This is a genomic window from Rhizosphaericola mali, from assembly GCF_004337365.2.
Classification (GTDB): domain Bacteria; phylum Bacteroidota; class Bacteroidia; order Chitinophagales; family Chitinophagaceae; genus Rhizosphaericola; species Rhizosphaericola mali.
Genome location: NZ_CP044016.1, coordinates 1,135,169 through 1,150,522, shown reverse-complemented (window position 1 = coordinate 1,150,522; position 15,354 = coordinate 1,135,169). Strand labels below are relative to the sequence as shown.

The 15,354-nt window shown below is 35.5% G+C and carries 17 protein-coding genes and 1 pseudogene; 12 read left to right on the top strand and 6 right to left on the bottom strand.

Features of this window, described 5'->3' with window-relative positions; all coding sequences use genetic code 11:
- The first annotated feature begins 28 nt into the window (after positions 1 to 28).
- Positions 29 to 1,230, top strand: a pseudogene (locus tag E0W69_RS04995) (IS256 family transposase).
- A gap of 126 nt (positions 1,231 to 1,356) precedes the next feature.
- Here the strand turns inward: E0W69_RS04995 and arsB are convergent.
- From arsB to E0W69_RS04970, 5 genes are all read right to left on the bottom strand, one after another.
- On the bottom strand, positions 1,357 to 2,391 hold the full coding sequence (gene arsB / locus E0W69_RS04990) for an ACR3 family arsenite efflux transporter (RefSeq protein WP_131328932.1): 1,035 nt from the start codon (positions 2,389 to 2,391) through the stop codon (positions 1,357 to 1,359).
- A 3-nt stretch (positions 2,392 to 2,394) separates the two neighbouring features.
- Positions 2,395 to 3,006, bottom strand: a complete 612-nt coding sequence (locus E0W69_RS04985; RefSeq protein WP_131328931.1) for a low molecular weight phosphatase family protein — start codon at positions 3,004 to 3,006, stop codon at positions 2,395 to 2,397.
- A 25-nt stretch (positions 3,007 to 3,031) separates the two neighbouring features.
- Entirely contained in the window at positions 3,032 to 3,523 is a 492-nt protein-coding gene (locus tag E0W69_RS04980; protein ID WP_191967968.1) for a GNAT family N-acetyltransferase, read from the bottom strand.
- Positions 3,524 to 3,534: 11 nt separating this feature from the next.
- Positions 3,535 to 3,999 carry a DUF6428 family protein gene (locus E0W69_RS04975; RefSeq protein ID WP_131328929.1) on the bottom strand — a complete coding sequence of 155 codons (465 nt, stop codon included), beginning with the start codon at positions 3,997 to 3,999 and terminating at the stop codon, positions 3,535 to 3,537.
- Between the two features lie 117 nt (positions 4,000 to 4,116).
- Positions 4,117 to 4,446: an ArsR/SmtB family transcription factor gene (locus tag E0W69_RS04970; RefSeq protein WP_131328928.1), complete on the bottom strand. Its 330-nt coding sequence runs from the start codon at positions 4,444 to 4,446 to the stop codon at positions 4,117 to 4,119.
- Between the two features lie 335 nt (positions 4,447 to 4,781).
- Between E0W69_RS04970 and E0W69_RS04965 the strand changes: the two genes are divergently transcribed.
- The 10 genes from E0W69_RS04965 (at position 4,782) to E0W69_RS04920 (ending at position 13,005) form a co-directional block, all read left to right on the top strand.
- Positions 4,782 to 5,933, top strand: a complete 1,152-nt coding sequence (locus tag E0W69_RS04965; RefSeq protein WP_131328927.1) for a hypothetical protein — start codon at positions 4,782 to 4,784, stop codon at positions 5,931 to 5,933.
- A 237-nt stretch (positions 5,934 to 6,170) separates the two neighbouring features.
- A complete protein-coding gene (locus E0W69_RS04960) occupies positions 6,171 to 6,386 on the top strand; it encodes a hypothetical protein (RefSeq protein WP_131328926.1) in 216 nt (71 codons plus the stop codon).
- A 173-nt stretch (positions 6,387 to 6,559) separates the two neighbouring features.
- Positions 6,560 to 6,886, top strand: a complete 327-nt coding sequence (locus tag E0W69_RS04955; RefSeq protein WP_131328925.1) for a plasmid mobilization protein — start codon at positions 6,560 to 6,562, stop codon at positions 6,884 to 6,886.
- A gap of 51 nt (positions 6,887 to 6,937) precedes the next feature.
- The gene (locus tag E0W69_RS04950) at positions 6,938 to 8,008 is read left to right on the top strand and encodes a relaxase/mobilization nuclease domain-containing protein (RefSeq protein ID WP_131328924.1); all 1,071 of its coding nucleotides are present in this window, start codon (positions 6,938 to 6,940) and stop codon (positions 8,006 to 8,008) included.
- 21 nt (positions 8,009 to 8,029) lie between these two features.
- A complete protein-coding gene (locus tag E0W69_RS04945) occupies positions 8,030 to 8,608 on the top strand; it encodes a hypothetical protein (RefSeq protein ID WP_131328923.1) in 579 nt (192 codons plus the stop codon).
- A 280-nt stretch (positions 8,609 to 8,888) separates the two neighbouring features.
- Positions 8,889 to 9,377 (top strand): JAB domain-containing protein, encoded by a 489-nt coding sequence (locus E0W69_RS04940; protein WP_131328922.1) that lies wholly within the window; start codon positions 8,889 to 8,891, stop codon positions 9,375 to 9,377.
- Between the two features lie 117 nt (positions 9,378 to 9,494).
- Complete coding sequence (locus E0W69_RS04935) at positions 9,495 to 10,568, top strand: nSTAND3 domain-containing NTPase (RefSeq protein WP_131328921.1); 1,074 nt, start codon at positions 9,495 to 9,497, stop codon at positions 10,566 to 10,568.
- 148 nt (positions 10,569 to 10,716) lie between these two features.
- A complete protein-coding gene (locus tag E0W69_RS04930; RefSeq protein WP_131328920.1) occupies positions 10,717 to 11,955 on the top strand; it encodes a site-specific integrase in 1,239 nt (412 codons plus the stop codon).
- A 372-nt stretch (positions 11,956 to 12,327) separates the two neighbouring features.
- On the top strand, positions 12,328 to 12,645 hold the full coding sequence (locus E0W69_RS04925; RefSeq protein ID WP_131328919.1) for an RNA recognition motif domain-containing protein: 318 nt from the start codon (positions 12,328 to 12,330) through the stop codon (positions 12,643 to 12,645).
- Between the two features lie 165 nt (positions 12,646 to 12,810).
- Positions 12,811 to 13,005, top strand: a complete 195-nt coding sequence (locus E0W69_RS04920) for a hypothetical protein (protein ID WP_131328918.1) — start codon at positions 12,811 to 12,813, stop codon at positions 13,003 to 13,005.
- Between the two features lie 1,219 nt (positions 13,006 to 14,224).
- Here E0W69_RS04920 and E0W69_RS20670 read toward each other — a convergent pair.
- Positions 14,225 to 14,353, bottom strand: coding sequence for a hypothetical protein (locus tag E0W69_RS20670; RefSeq protein WP_255478220.1), 129 nt, complete (start codon positions 14,351 to 14,353; stop codon positions 14,225 to 14,227).
- A gap of 112 nt (positions 14,354 to 14,465) precedes the next feature.
- Here E0W69_RS20670 and E0W69_RS04915 point away from each other — a divergent pair, with 112 nt between their 5' ends.
- Positions 14,466 to 15,266, top strand: coding sequence for an outer membrane beta-barrel protein (locus tag E0W69_RS04915; protein WP_131328917.1), 801 nt, complete (start codon positions 14,466 to 14,468; stop codon positions 15,264 to 15,266).
- The last annotated feature ends 88 nt before the right edge of the window (positions 15,267 to 15,354 follow it).

The following is a 15,354-nucleotide window of genomic DNA, read 5'->3' as shown; positions in this document are numbered from 1 at the left end:
TTTTTCTATTTTTAAACTTTACATAGATATGATGGACAAAGAAGAATTATTGAACAACAAGGATTTCTACAAATCCTTCAAAAGCGGGGAAGACTTGACCTCCTTTTTCAAACAACTGCATAAGAAGGCAGTAGAACACATGCTTGATGCAGAATTGGACGCCCATCTCGATAATGAAAAGCACGAAAAGACCAAAGCGGGCAATTACCGTAACGGACATGGAACCAAGAAAATAAAATCTTCTTTTGGTGAATCCGAAATCAAAGTACCCAGAGATAGGGAAGGTAATTTTGAACCTGCATTGGTTCCCAAGAAGCACAATATTATCGATGGTCTGGAAAATATTATCATCTCCTTTTATGCCAAAGGGATGAGCGTTTCTGATATCGAAGAGCAGATTAGGGAGATGTACGATTTTGAAGTTTCGACTTCTACGATATCCCGCATTACTAGTGCTGTTGCAAGTGAAGTCGTTGCCTGGCAGAACCGACCTTTAGAGGATGTATATCTTATTGTCTGGATGGACGGAATTGTCTTCAAAGTCAGAGAAAATTCCAAAGTCATCAACAAAACCATTTATCTGGCGGTTGGGCTTAATCGTGAAGGCAAAAAAGAAATACTAGGGATGTGGCTTGGAAAGAACGAAAGTTCCAGCTTTTGGATGAGTGTTTTGACCGATTTAAAAGCGCGTGGAGTCGAAGATATCCTCATCACCGCTACCGATAACCTGAATGGATTTACCCAAACTATTCGCTCGGTTTTCCCTGAATCGCAAACACAAATTTGTGTCGTTCACCAGATTAGAAATGCCTGTAAATACGTGGTTTGGAAGGATAGAAAAGAATTCTCTGCCGATATGAACACATCTATACTGCACCCAATAAGGACGCCGCAAAAGCCGCTTTAGAAGATTTTGCCGCAAAATGGGAAAGCAAATACTTATATGCTATTCAATCTTGGAGAAACAATTGGGACGAACTGACCGTGTTTTTTGATTTTCCAATCGAAATTCGTAAAATCATTTACACCACTAATCTCATTGAAAACCTGAATGGAAAAATACGAAAATACACTAAAAACAAGATGTCTTTCCCTACTGATGATGCAGTGATAAAATCTGTTTACCTGGCACTAAAAGAAGCCACTAAAAAATGGACGATGCCTATTCATAACTGGGGACTGATTTTAAACCAGTTTATCCTTATTTTTGACAAAAGGCTCAGATTATAAAACCTAAACCTAACTTTTTAACTTACACACTTGGTGGGATAGTGTCTTATAAAGATAAGTTTTGCTAAAATGTGTATCAAAATTACAATTCAAGAGATTTAGTAGGATCACCTACTCATATTACATTTAGAATATATAATATTTCTTTTTAAACCATAAACTTGCCCTTACCAACAGTATCATTACTGGAACTTCTACCAATGGTCCTATTACGCCTACAAATGCCTGTGGAGAACTAATACCAAATACTGCTATAGATACAGCTATTGCTAGTTCAAAATTGTTTCCTGTCGCAGTAAATGCAATTGATGCATTTTTATCGTAAGGAATTTTAAGCCATTTATTGATAAAGAAACTAAAGAAAAACATTAGTATAAAATAAATGATTAATGGTATAGCTATTTTGATAACATCCATTGGTACTTCAACTATTTTATTGCCTTTCATACTGAACATTAACATAATGGTAAATAGTAACGCATATAATGTTATCGGAGATATTCGAGGTACAAATTTTCTGTTATACCATTCCATACCTTTTGATTTTACCAACGTGTAACGACTTATAAAACCTGCTAAAAATGGAATGCCTAGATATATTAACACACTTTCTGTAACATCTTTTATTGATACGGTTACATTGAAATTTGCTAATCCTAATTTGCTCGGTAATACGTTAATGAATAACCAAACTAAGAAGCTGTAAGAAAAGACTTGAAAAACGCTATTTAATGCGACTAACATAGCTGTATATTCCCTATTTGCTTTTGCTAAATCGCTCCAAACGATTACCATTGCGATACATCTCGCTAAGCCTATCAAAATCAATCCTGCCATATAATCTGGTTCATCTCGTAAAAACAAAATGGCTAGCCCGAACATCAGCATAGAACCAATAATCCAATTGAATAATAAAGATATTCCAATTACTTTTTTATCCTTAAATGCTTGGGGTAATAGCGAATAATCAACCTTTGCTAAGGGAGGGTACATCATCAAAATTAAACCTATTGCTAATGGAATATTTGTAGTGCCTACGGTTAAAGCATTTGTAATTCTTGAAATACCTGGAAAAAAATATCCTAAACTTATACCCACTGCCATTGCAATGAATATCCATAAGGTTAGGTATCTGTCTAAGAATTTTAATTTTTGTGGCATTGGTTATTGACTGATTTTTGAAAAGACATAAAACATTTCTGTTGCAATCTGCAAACTTCTTTCTACATATACCTGAGATTGCTCTGGTGTGTTGTCTGAAACTTTAGGGTCTTCAAATGTGATAGGTATTCTTTTTTCGGCCCCTGCAATAAACGGACATCCTCCGTCTGCTTGTGAACAAGTCATAATAGCTGCAAATGCTGATACCGGATTAAAAGGGTTATCATATTTTTTAGAAAAACCAATTACAGGCAAAGCATTATCTTCATACTTAATAGCATATACAGGATTATTACTTTCTGCAATTTTGAAAATGCTAAAACCTTGATAAATCAATGTTTCTGCAACTTTTGGAAACAATGCAGTTTCTTCTGTACCACCCGAATAACAGTTTACATTTGGTATGTTAAAATGTGCTGATGCTACTCGTGCCCAAATTTGCGATAAATGGCTTCTGCGTGAATTATGCGTACAAATGAAATTGATATTTATATCCTGCTTATCATCTGTTTTTTGCTGTACAAAATCTACTAATGGTTGTAAAATTTTTATACGTTCTTCACTAATATTTTCTATTTGTAACTGATCAATTGTTTTTGATAATGCTGAATACATATTTTTTGATTTTTTTTGATGCTTATTAATCCATTCCGATGTTTTTACTTCTGTGTTCCATTAGTACATTGTCTTTCCAAATCCCGTTTTTCTTTCCTATTTTTTCTCTGTATCCTACCATTCTGAAACCGCATTTTTCGTGTAACTTGATACTACTTTGATTTTCAGAAAATATACCAGATTGCAACATCCATATTCCATTTGCTTCGCTTTGTTTAATCAATTCATTCAATAAGATTTTTCCAATGCCTTTGCCTCTTGTGTTTTGTGCTACATAAACACTTACTTCTGCAACTCCTGCATATACGCATCGGCTTGAAACTGGCGTTAATGCGGTCCAACCAAGCATTTTACTATTTTCATAAATACTAATCCTGCAAAAGTCAAGATGCCCTTTGTTCCATTCTTCCCATTGTGGTAAATCATTTTGAAAAGTGGCTATATTGGTTGCTAATCCTTGTTTGTATATTTCTACGACTTCTGAAAAATTATCTTTGGTAATTGTTCTAATTTCCATTGTTTCCATATTTAACAGCATCCCGAATTAGGTGTACAGCAAGCATTATTCAAGTCTGATAATTTTACTTTTTGTTTTTCGGCAGGAATACCGCAAGCATCTTGAGCTAAACAAGCGGTTTGTTTGTTTTTCAGTATAAAGTGATTACCGTTAAAATCTAAGTCGTATTTACCAATCGTTTCACTTTGGTATTCAACTTCTATTTCTGCATCTTCCATACCTAATTTTTCTTCAGATAGTTTGATGATGTTTAATAGTTTGGTTGGCTTTAATCTATGTTCAAAATCGTTTGCATTCCATAATTGGAAATTGACCACTTTTTCATTTCTAATAGTTCCTCCACAATCAATAAAATGTTTCGTGATAACACCTACTTCCGTAACGTGGAAATGCTCCTGTACATACGTTCCATTCTCTAATTGAAATTCAACATTATCTAATGCTGGTAAGATTTCTTTGATGTTTGATAGTTTCATAAAATTTCTATTTTATTATGATATTTTGTTACGCTTTATTATTCTGTATTTAAGACTCTATTACTACGATATGTTACATTGCAATATGACGATATTATGAGTTATAAAAAAATGCTTTTAACAGCATTGATTTACTTTTACTTCCTGCTCAAAGAATTGATTAAAAAGCCCTTGTATTTCTTTCCATTTCTTTTCTTCTATGCAATAACAAACTGATTTTCCTTCTATCGTTCCTTGTATGATACCGATGGTTTTTAACTCCTTTAAGTGTTGTGAAATGGTTGCTTGTGCCAACCCCAATTCATCTACTAAATCATTGCAAATACAGGCTTTCTGATTGATAATATATTGAAGTATCGCTACCCGTGCAGGATGCCCCATAACTTTAAACATAGAAGCCAATTTATTTTGTTCGTCTGAAAATATATCTGATTTAGTAAGTCCCATATCTTAAAATATAATATCGCAATATTACGATATTATATTTTGCCTACAAAATGTTTAATAAAAAAAGACAAATACGGTTACCTTCTAATTTTTATTAAACAGTGATATAGTTTTTGAATTAGAATATAAGAAATCTCTGTAAACCAACTTCATTTACTCATAAGATATAGTTTGATATAACATCATTCAGTAACATAACGTTCTATTTATAAGACCAAAACTTGTTGGATTCCAATGTCTAAATCTTTCCTTCAAATTATAAATTATAAGAACATTTTTAGCATAGCATTTCGATTCAAAGTAATATCTTTAAAGGTATTTATATTATTCCTACCATGTCCATTCCATTCAAAAAGCTAAACTACCGTTATTACCGCCAATATCTGGATCGGTATTTTGGTAAGCATCCTTTGTTGTCCTATGGCAAGTATAGACTTTTTGAGAATTTTGCAACAGAGGATACTTTTGAGTTTTGGTCTACCAATCTCGATAGTGTCATAGTTCGTTATGCAATAGATGATATGGATTTTCTTTGTACAGATCGATGTTTTCAAGATATTTTTGATAAAGTTGTTCCTTATAGGACTCCTCAACATATTGTGCGCGATAATGGAACGGATGTAGAAATCACCCTAGAACAAGCCAAAGAAATTATGTCCCATTTTCAAAATGGCTACCATATTGGAGTGCGTGATTTTGAAGAAGAAACTTTGGCGCTAACATGGATAGAAGATAATAAGGGAAAGTTATCTTTCTTAAAAGACATGGGAGATGAACTCCTACGACTATTCCATTATGACGGGGAAACAGTCTCTGAGTGGATCCTATTTTATGGAAAACTACAGGCTTATCTTATTTGCTGTGCCCATCTTTTTGTGGACATTCAAACGGCTAAATACTATAATGACCGCACCAAATCTTTGCTTAATCGAGAAGGACAAAGTACAAATGTGAATATTTCACCATCGGAAAATAGCAAGATACCAGAAGGTTCATCCTCCCAAAATATACAAGTTGAGTCTGATTCATCCGGTAAAAACATCCCACAAAAGGTAACTTCTACTGCTGAACAAAAAGATCTTTTGTCCATTTGGGAAGCTTACTTAAGTATGGCGCCACAATTAAAAAACGAAAAAAAATCACTTACTGCGCCCCAAATAGTGGAGGGTATTTTTACCCAAAGTTCAGCGAGTAGAGAAACTATAACTCTACGTCCAGGAGATTTTGACCATGGTGTCCGTTCCATAAATTTACTTTTAGGAGCGGCAAGAATCTGCTACGAGATCAACTTAAAAGGTAAAGGCAAACAGGAAGGAACTTTAAAGGATTATGAAAATCTCATACAATTCCTTTTCCCTCAGCAGGCAGATAGTCGCTCTATTGCCAATAGGATGCGCGATCAAAAAGAAAGCTTTCTGGAGATTCTAGGCAGGCAAGACCCTCAAAAATATACCCTTGTTTTACAGATATTGGAAAGATATAGATAAAAAAATCTCCTATTTGCTAAATTCAATCACTTAAGGCTAGATTTGGTTGAATAGACTACACTATAGTAAAGGAAACTACAACTCCTACACCTCGTTTTCCATTCAGTAAAGACCATTTTCATATAGTAGTATTCATCTACATCTATATACATAGATGTACACAGAAAATATAGTTCGTTTTCTTTTTCTCTTTGCACTACGAAGGAATATCCCTTCGCTACAGTAAAAATATCCCCTATGACAAAGGAAACAACAAATGAGGAATTTATCTCTCAAAAACAGATTGCTGATATACTGCACTATTCGGTGCAGACCGTTATCAAAAAACGTAAATTAGGACTAATTAATTCCAGACAATTTTGTCCCAGAGGACGTGTATTTATCGACAGAAAAAAATTCTTTGAAGAAGATATGCCCAGACTGATTTCACTTGCAAACAAAGATAAGCTGTAAGCTATATCTAAACAAAGGCTGTAAAATACCCTGTATTATCAGTATCTCAAAACCCTATCGTAGGAGTCCTTGGTTTTCTATAGCAAGCAGGTTGGCCGTACTCATGCGAGGCCAAATTATCTATTCTCTCATGGCGTAGCATTCGTCATTTATTCATTTTCAAAACCAAGTATATGAAAAATAAAACACGTCGTTTAAATATACTCGTCACTCCTGAAGAGTATCGTAGTATTTCCTCGAAGGCTAGGCAATGTGAATTACCCATTTCTCATTTTTTGATTGAAGCTTCTAAAAAAGTTGAGATCAAAATGTATCGTAAAACCATTCCTGCTTCTGTATCCAAGGTAGTGTTGGCGTTGACACTTACCGCTTCCAATTTTAACCAATTGGTTCGCCATTTACATCAGGGAAAAATCCAGCACATCACAGAAAAAGAACTCAAATATTATGGTGAAAAAATTCTTTTACTGGCGGGTGAAATAAAAAACACACTGCAATAAGCAGATGTTTTCTATGTATTTAATTAGGGTTCAACTTTTAAAAATGCTGGTATGATCGCTAAACAAACTACCGCAAAAGCGTCTTCTGTTTCGAATATGGTCTCTTATGTACTTAGAGAAAATGGATTAAAACATCCGGAAGAAAAAGCTCAAATCATTTTTCAAAATGCACTTGTAGGAGAACATACCGATCAAATTGTGGCACAAATGCAGATGGCATTAGACTTAAATAACCAAAGATGTAGCCTGCCTCTTTTTCATGCAATCTTTTCTTTAAGTGAAAGTGAATCCTTAAATGCAGCGCAAGAACTACAATTAGCCGCAATGATTATGCAGGAATTTAAACTAGATAAGAACATGTTTTTGCTTTGCAAACACAGCAGTACGGTGAGTAAAGAGCACTATCATGCGGTCATTGTTCGTCCTCCCATTGACGGTAGACAAGTAGTGAATCTTTTTCAATCCAAGCAAAGATTAATGAACATTGCCCGAAAGTGTGAAATGCTATTTCATCTAAAACAAGTCAAGACGCCAAAGACCTGGAAACAGAAGTTAAATAGTTCGAATAAAGAAAATGAAAGTTGGAATACTCGGCAGTTGCAAGCTAGAATGGATTTGAAAAACGCGCTTTATAAGGCAACGTCCATGTTGGAATTTATCACACACATGCAAAAAGCAGGCTATAGTTTGCATAAAGGAAGAGGACTTGGAATTGTACAAAAGTCCTCTGGAATTTATTTTAAAGCAAGTTCCTTAGGATTGAGTCTTTCTAAAATTGAAAAGATCATTGCTTTTAATAAGCTGCGACAGAAAGTTCCAATGAGTACTTCACAGTTCCAGCAATTGGAGAGAAATATCGCTTTGGCAACTGGACAAACTAATGACACCTCTCATACATCCTCCTTGAGTAACAAAGCAAGATTAATGCATAATGAAGAACCTTATTTATCTAAAGCAAATAATATGTCAACTGTTGAAGTCGCTACCATCTCCTTAATTGATTTACTAATGAGTCCGCTTAGAACAGATATAGACGCCGTTTATTTTGGTGCCATGCAGTTGGATGAAACAGAAGAACAAAAGAAATTGAAAGAAAAAAGAAGACGAAAATTATCTCTATAAAACCTTTAATATCCTTGAACTATGAATCTTTCCGAAGTAGAACTCGTATTAAAAGATTTGGTAAAAGAAGTACAGGAAACAAAAGCCTTAATGGAAAAAGCCGAGGTTCCAAAAGAACAAAACGAGATCTCCGATTCCTTGTCTTACAGTCTCAGGATATTGCCTAAAAAAATGGATCGGCTACATTCTATTATAGATATGGCATTTAAAAAGCAATTTCAAAATAATGGCTCAGACAAATCCGGTTTGTTTGAACAGCTTAAGCTTTCCTTAGAACGGAATATGCAACAACTGAAAAATCCGGAGAAGCAGAAAATACAATATGAGCATTCCTTTAAAGATTGGAAATGGCTCTTAGTGCTTTTTCTATTCATTGGTTCTACCGTTGTATTGGGTTGGTATGCTTTATACAATTACTATGCCTCAAGAGAACTCACTGTCAAACATTCCTTTACGCAAAAGATGATGCCGCGTTTTACCCATTGGATGGATTCTCTTTACACGGTGAATCCAGCATTCATGAAAACCTATCAGATACCGGAAACTAAGATTACTAAACCAAAAGAAAGAAAAGCTAAAAAGAAACAAAAAAAGAGATGATTGCCTAAAATACATCTTGTATTGTTGAAAACAGTATTTGTCCATATTTACGTGTACAGTTTGCTAATAAGACAAATTATAGTCATTGTTTATTATAGTATGTCATAGTTAGTAAAAGTTTTTCCGTACGGTTTTTAGTTCCACTAAGCTAAGACGGCTCACAAGAAAAGCCAACAGCATTTCGCGGCATATGCTCACTCGTACCTCGCTCCGCTATTCCACGTTCTGTTGTTTTTCTTTTCCACCGTCTTATCGGGTTGTTACACAAAAACAGTACATCATGAAAAATTACAACTCAACTACTCAAGAAAACGAACAACCGCATTGGTCTGCATTACAGGAGGTACAACTGTCCTATCGTAATAAACTGAATACTTCTCTCAGACCTAAAGTATGTCAAGCAGAAGATGCACTCAATCTTTTTAGAACCGTTTGGAATGTAGATGAAATGGAACTCGTAGAATCATTCAAAATGCTGCTACTCAACAATGCCAACAGGGTACTGGGCGTATACCACGCTTCAACTGGTGGAACTACCGGGACTATAGTTGATGTCCGCATTTTACTTACAGTTGCACTAAAATGTAATTCATGTAAAATTTTGATAGCCCATAATCATCCTTCGGGAAATCTTACACCCAGTACTGCCGATCTAAAAATTACTGAAAGATTGAGAGATGCCGCTAAACTGATGGATATAACACTGCTGGATCATCTTATCATTACTACTGATAATTATCATTCTTTTGCCAATTACGGACTCATATGAGTCCGTAATTAAGATTCTTCATGATTGATTTCTGCTAAAATATTTTTTAAATTTCGCCAAAGATTATAAGTTCGTTAAAGTAAAATAGATTGTATTATTGTAATAATAGTCCAAAAAATGAATATTACTTCTGCTGGAGTCAAAGGATATGAATATCAATACTATGCAACAATTTATATAGCTTTAAAAGTCGGTTTAGAAAAAATAACATCTTTAAGGATTGAAATGACAGGGAAGGAAGATGCTTATTTACAAATAGAGCATGGGGCAACTTCTATCAACATTGAAATCCAAGCTAAAATGGAAAATAATGTGATAGATATCACCAAGCTTTCCAATTGGTTAACCCATTTCCAAGAACAAAAAGTTGACAATAACCTATTGCATAGAATATCAACGACAAATGATATTGCTTTATTTATTAGTAGGTCTCGCTGTGATGATGAAACTGTTTTCTTAAAGAATTTTATTGCTGATATAGAGCCCCATAAAAACATTCACCTCAATAAACAGTGGAACTCTAAATTTAAAGTTGCGATTAGCGAATATTCTGAGAAGTCAAAACGTCTTGGTGATAAACGCAAACAATTTTGTGTTTCACAGGCCAGTTTATTTAGTAGTTGCCAAGATACTTCTGTTTTATTAAAAAAAGTTATTATTTGGGAAGAAGTCACAGAGGAGCAGTTGAGAAATGAAGTAAATTCTTTATTAAACAAAAAATACAAAATAGCACAATCAAGAGCAGATACAATTCAGTTATCATTATTGGAGCTCGTTCGAAGAGGCAGAGATGAGCAAATAGAAATAAAAGAGTTACTCCAAAATACAATTAATTCAAATAAGACAGCAGCCCCCTCTTTGACTTCTAATTATGTTATAAGGCCAGAAGAAAAGGCTTTGTTGCAGCAAATAAAATCAAACAATATATTGTTACTTACGGGATCCTCTTTATGCGGAAAGAGTGTATTGGCAAAACAGTTAGCATTTCATTTATTCGAAGATGGTTATAATTATACAATAGGTATAAATTTACAAGAAATCAGCTTATTCTTTTCTCAAAACTCAATTGAAGACAAAATTGCAATATTGGAAGATCCATGGGGTGGAATAGAAAAATCCTTAGATAGCCTGACTATTTGGAGGAATATTGAAAATTTTGTAGGCAATTTGGCATCAAAGCCCCAAGAATAATCTTTCTACTTAGTCCGGCTTATTTATAGTTGATTCATGAAACCGTTGTCCCTATTGTGTTACAGCGTATTTATATTTTATTTTGTTTCTGCTCTGAAAAAATTATTTCCTGAAAACATGTATCAAATCATGTATCAAATTTTCAACCATGAAACAAAGTATTCCCACGGTCTCCATAGTGCCGGACAAGAGAAGGGAAAAAGAAAACGAATCCTTTCCGTTGAAACTACGCATCACCTACAAAGGGGAACGAAAATACTACAGTACCGGCCACAATGCAAGTTTAGATGAATGGGAACGGCTGCAAACCAAAAACGTAAGGGGGAAATTAAAAACCTTGTCCAATACACTTTCGGAAATATGCGTGCAGGCACAGAAATGTTGTGAGGGACTGCCCGTGTTTTCCTTTGCGGCATTTGAAGCGGCCTTTTTTCCCAAAGCTGTGTCCAACATGAGCGTCCAGACCGCTTTCGACAATTACATGAAGGAACTCAGGAAAAACGGGCAGATCGGTACTGCGGTATCCTACAACAGTGACTGCGTCTCCCTGCACAGGTTCAAAGCCGGATTGAAATTCAGGCACCTGACGGTCGACTTCCTTAAGAACTATGAAAGCTGGTTCCTGTCGCAGGGAAACTCCATTACCACGGTAAGTATTTATGTACGGGCGTTGCGGGCGGTCATGAGAATAGAGGATGGTATCATGGATGTGAAAGATTATCCCTTCGGTAAAAGAAAATACGTGGTTCCGGTAGGTCGTAATATCAAAAAGGCCCTTACGTTAGAAGAAATAGCCAGGATATACAATTATCAAGCGGAGGAAGGCAGCATGGATGAAATGAGCCGGGACTACTGGATATTCATCTACCTGTGCAACGGTCTGAACATGAAAGACATGTGCCTATTGAAATACAAGGATGTGGAAGGAAACTTTATCGTGTACCAGAGGGCAAAGACGATGGGAACAAGACGTTCCCACCCGGAACCGATCACCATAGCACTGAAAGCGGATGCCAGACGTATCATAAAAAAATGGGGACAAAAACCTATACAACCTGAAAGCTATATTTTCCCCTGTATTGAACCCGGAATGTCATTGGAAGACCAAAGACTGAAAATACAATTGCTGATCCACCTGGTCAATGAGCACATGAAGAAGATCGCGGGAGAACTGGGAATTGGCAAGCCTGTCACAACCTACTATGCCCGCCATAGCTTTGCCACCATCCTGAAAAACAGTGGTGTTTCCACTGAATTCATCAGTGAGGCGCTGGGACATAGTTCCCTGAAAACAACCAAGAATTACCTGGCTGGATTTGAGTCAGATGCTATCCAGAAAACGACAGATGTGTTATTGTCGTTCAAAGAGAATAGGCTCCCAAAATAAATGAACAGCAACGGAAGTGAATGAGAATGAATTGCTCTATGTTAAAACGCCGGAAAAGAGGGAATAATCATGAGAATTGATGTATGGGGTCCTGGTATGTCCAATTAGATTAGGCAATGCTATTGTGGACTACAAATTTTGTTTATACTCCTTTTTACTTATAGTTAATAAAAATCGTCTAGCTATATTATAACAGGTTTAACAAAGAGAAAAACCATTTTCAAATTAAATACGTATCTTCATCAAGTTATAGACAGAATTTAAGTCTTTTTAAGTATCGAATTCCCTTCCAGTTTTCCATCCGGAAAAATCAGTAAGTCTTCTTCATTTATTTTTCTTACACTGTTTTTTTATCATTTTTTATTTTATTTTATGAACATTTATGTATCAAACTTAGGTTTTGATGTCAATAGTGAGGACCTGAGTACGGCATTTAAGGCATTTGGAGAAGTTACTTCCGCTAATGTCATTATGGACAAATTCACCCAGAAAAGCAGAGGATTCGCTTTCGTGGAAATGCCAAACAAGGAAGAGGCGGAAAAAGCTATCAAGGAATTAAATGGGGCCACTTTTGAGGATAGGGTAATGAATGTATCAGAAGCCAAAGAACGCGAGCCAAGAGAAGGGGGATTTAATCGAACCCCTTCCCCATTCAATAATGATAATAAAAGCTATCCTAAAAAACGCTGATGATTAAGTATTGCAATTACCGTTAAAGTAAGGCAACCCCAAAGTAGTGGTTGCTTTGCTATTATATATGCACCGTCTTTTGCTTAAACTATCGTAATTAATATAGGAAATAATCTCATTTTCCTGTCAGTACAAAGCCAATATACTGAATGTAAAAACAATAAGATGACCAAAGAAGAAATTAATGGAATAATTGAGAAAGCAACAAAAAACATGCAGACAAGATTCAGCTTTGCACTTAAAAAGCGTAACACCGTAATTGGATATTTCATTAATGTACGGGATTATTCCTATTTGAATGCCAAGAATTATTGGTATGTCTTGAAAGAGGAAAGAAGATTGGCTGGCTACCGGCAATAATGATTTGTTGTTAGTTTCCCCCGGAGATGCCTTCTGGAAAATTGCAATTGTGCATGACAACTCAACACTCAGCCATTAAGGTCACGGATATATTATTGTTGCCTGTTTTCTATACGCTTTCCGGTATGCCTTTTTGGCTACTTTAAAGATTGTCAGATCTCTTATTCTTAATCGTATATTATGGTGTCGGGTATCGGAAATTAGTCACTAGGGAAAACCTATTGCATTCATTTCCCGATAAGTCGGATGCACAACGAAAAGAAATAGAGAAAAAATATTATGCCTATTTATGTGACTTAATATTGGAATCATTTAAAACCATGACCATCAGCCGTAAAGCTATGCTGAAACGGTGCAGCATGAGCGAGTCGTCAATTCAACTCTTTTCTGGATTACAATTAGAGAATAAAAGTGCCATTCTTGTACTGTGGGCCATCACGGTAATTGGGAGTGGGCTGGAAATACGGTGGGAATTCTGTGCAAGCAACCACTTTATATTATATAGCAATGCTAGCCTGTCTTAAACTTACGTTATGGGATGAGGAAAAAGATGAAATGGCCGATATAGAAAATAGTATACGTATAAGCCCTTATTTTCATGGGTTTGGATGTATTATAGAATTACAATAAAATATACGTCCCATAATTGAATGAAGCATAAAAAAGCAATAATGTGAATACGGCCTTTTTATTATTCCAAAAATTTCTTAGCAGCTTTCTTGGACTTTTTGGCGGCTCTTTTCTCCATCAGATTTTTCTCTGGTGTTTTTTTAGTACTCTTTTGTGACTTTTTTTCTTTTGACATAATAATAATGATTTGTTGTAAGGTAAACTATATTCTATCAAATTCCTATTATTATTTCAACAATATTTAGTCTCAAAGATATTAAAATAAAAGATGTAAGGATTTATGCAAAGATGAACAACAGCCCAGGATAAATTAAAATATAATTTTTTGATAAGCCTTTAATTATTGATTCTACAACTATATCAATATATAATTCTTATTAATGAGTGCACTAATTAGTATATATAGTTTTTCATAATAATGTTGCAATTTCTATTGAATTAAGAAAACTTTATACATACTAAATTATGCTCCTATTAATAAATGCCAAACAGATATAAATAGCGTTTACATTATCAAAGGCGCTTTGATATTTATCGACAAATAAAAAGACGTATTTAGTTGAAAACACATTTGTCAGATAACTTATTCTTAGGCAGAATCGGGATTAGACCCAATATATACTAAAACTTTTAAATAAACTGAATAAGAAATCTTAACTTTACCAACAGTGGAAACATTATAGTTTTTCCATTTCTCCAATAATAAGGACACCTGCATAAAAACCACTTTTAAAGTGATAAGCAATGATGTCACATGTCACTCCCTCTCTATGTAGTACACATGGGGAACTGTAGTTTTTTTCAACATATAACATAAATCATTACACAACATGAAATACTATTTCATAGCGGGAACATTGTTTCTTTTCGTATTGGGCGGCAGCATAAATATGGCACTGGCACAGGAAAAGGGAAAGCGTTATCTGGGCATAAAGGGAGGTCTGAGTATCCCAAATCTTTCCGCAGGAGGTTCAGCCCAAACTGAACTTAATACAGGATATAGTTCTGCCACAGGAACAGATTTTGCCATTTTCTACGAAGTAAAACATTCCAGCCGGCTCTCGTTTTCTACCCAATTGGAGTATTGCACGGAAGGTGGGAAGAAAAATGGTTTTCAGGCACTTCCGACTCCTGACGCTTTAGCCCCCTATTTTACGGGCCAGCAAAGAGCCGTTCCGTCATTAGTCTATGCAGATTACAACTGCAAGGCAAAAATGAATTACTTGCTGCTAAGTGAGATGGCAAAGTACCGTCTTCCATTGGCTAAATCCTCCCCTTTGTCTTTCTATGCGGAAGCCGGGCCTTTTGTTGGATTGTTGTTGTCCGCACACCAGGTTACAAGCGGACAAAGTAACATCTATGCCGACAAGACACAACAGGAAAATATAACTGAAATATCAGGGGCTGGTGAACAGTCTTTAGAAAACGACCAAAACATAAGGAACCAACTCCATAAGTTTAATTTCGGCATTGAAGGCGATATCGGGTTCGCATATACCATCCGCAGATCTAAAATCTTCATAGAAGGCGGAGGAAATTATGGCTTTCTGAATATTCAGAAAGGGACGGCAAACGGAAAAAACCGCATCGGCGCAGGAATCGTAAGAATGGGATATGCGCTGGAACTATAAAAGGTGACAATCGGTTACGGAATTAGCCGCACCAATGCCAACCGGCAAAATCGTCAGAGCCGGTAAACTCTTTCGATTTTGTTTTCGT

Bases quoted from the DNA above. Each gene is read 5' to 3' on its own strand.
- arsB (WP_131328932.1), bottom strand. From the start codon at position 2,391: ATGCCACAAAAATTAAAATTCTTAGACAGATACCTAACCTTATGGATA.
- E0W69_RS04985 (WP_131328931.1), bottom strand. From the start codon at position 3,006: ATGTATTCAGCATTATCAAAAACAATTGATCAGTTACAAATAGAAAAT.
- E0W69_RS04980 (WP_191967968.1), bottom strand. From the start codon at position 3,523: ATGGAAATTAGAACAATTACCAAAGATAATTTTTCAGAAGTCGTAGAA.
- E0W69_RS04975 (WP_131328929.1), bottom strand. From the start codon at position 3,999: ATGAAACTATCAAACATCAAAGAAATCTTACCAGCATTAGATAATGTT.
- E0W69_RS04970 (WP_131328928.1), bottom strand. From the start codon at position 4,446: ATGGGACTTACTAAATCAGATATATTTTCAGACGAACAAAATAAATTG.
- E0W69_RS04965 (WP_131328927.1), top strand. From the start codon at position 4,782: ATGTCCATTCCATTCAAAAAGCTAAACTACCGTTATTACCGCCAATAT.
- E0W69_RS04960 (WP_131328926.1), top strand. From the start codon at position 6,171: ATGACAAAGGAAACAACAAATGAGGAATTTATCTCTCAAAAACAGATT.
- E0W69_RS04955 (WP_131328925.1), top strand. From the start codon at position 6,560: ATGAAAAATAAAACACGTCGTTTAAATATACTCGTCACTCCTGAAGAG.
- E0W69_RS04950 (WP_131328924.1), top strand. From the start codon at position 6,938: ATGATCGCTAAACAAACTACCGCAAAAGCGTCTTCTGTTTCGAATATG.
- E0W69_RS04945 (WP_131328923.1), top strand. From the start codon at position 8,030: ATGAATCTTTCCGAAGTAGAACTCGTATTAAAAGATTTGGTAAAAGAA.
- E0W69_RS04940 (WP_131328922.1), top strand. From the start codon at position 8,889: ATGAAAAATTACAACTCAACTACTCAAGAAAACGAACAACCGCATTGG.
- E0W69_RS04935 (WP_131328921.1), top strand. From the start codon at position 9,495: ATGAATATTACTTCTGCTGGAGTCAAAGGATATGAATATCAATACTAT.
- E0W69_RS04930 (WP_131328920.1), top strand. From the start codon at position 10,717: ATGAAACAAAGTATTCCCACGGTCTCCATAGTGCCGGACAAGAGAAGG.
- E0W69_RS04925 (WP_131328919.1), top strand. From the start codon at position 12,328: ATGAACATTTATGTATCAAACTTAGGTTTTGATGTCAATAGTGAGGAC.
- E0W69_RS04920 (WP_131328918.1), top strand. From the start codon at position 12,811: ATGACCAAAGAAGAAATTAATGGAATAATTGAGAAAGCAACAAAAAAC.
- E0W69_RS20670 (WP_255478220.1), bottom strand. From the start codon at position 14,353: ATGCAGGTGTCCTTATTATTGGAGAAATGGAAAAACTATAATGTTTCC.
- E0W69_RS04915 (WP_131328917.1), top strand. From the start codon at position 14,466: ATGAAATACTATTTCATAGCGGGAACATTGTTTCTTTTCGTATTGGGC.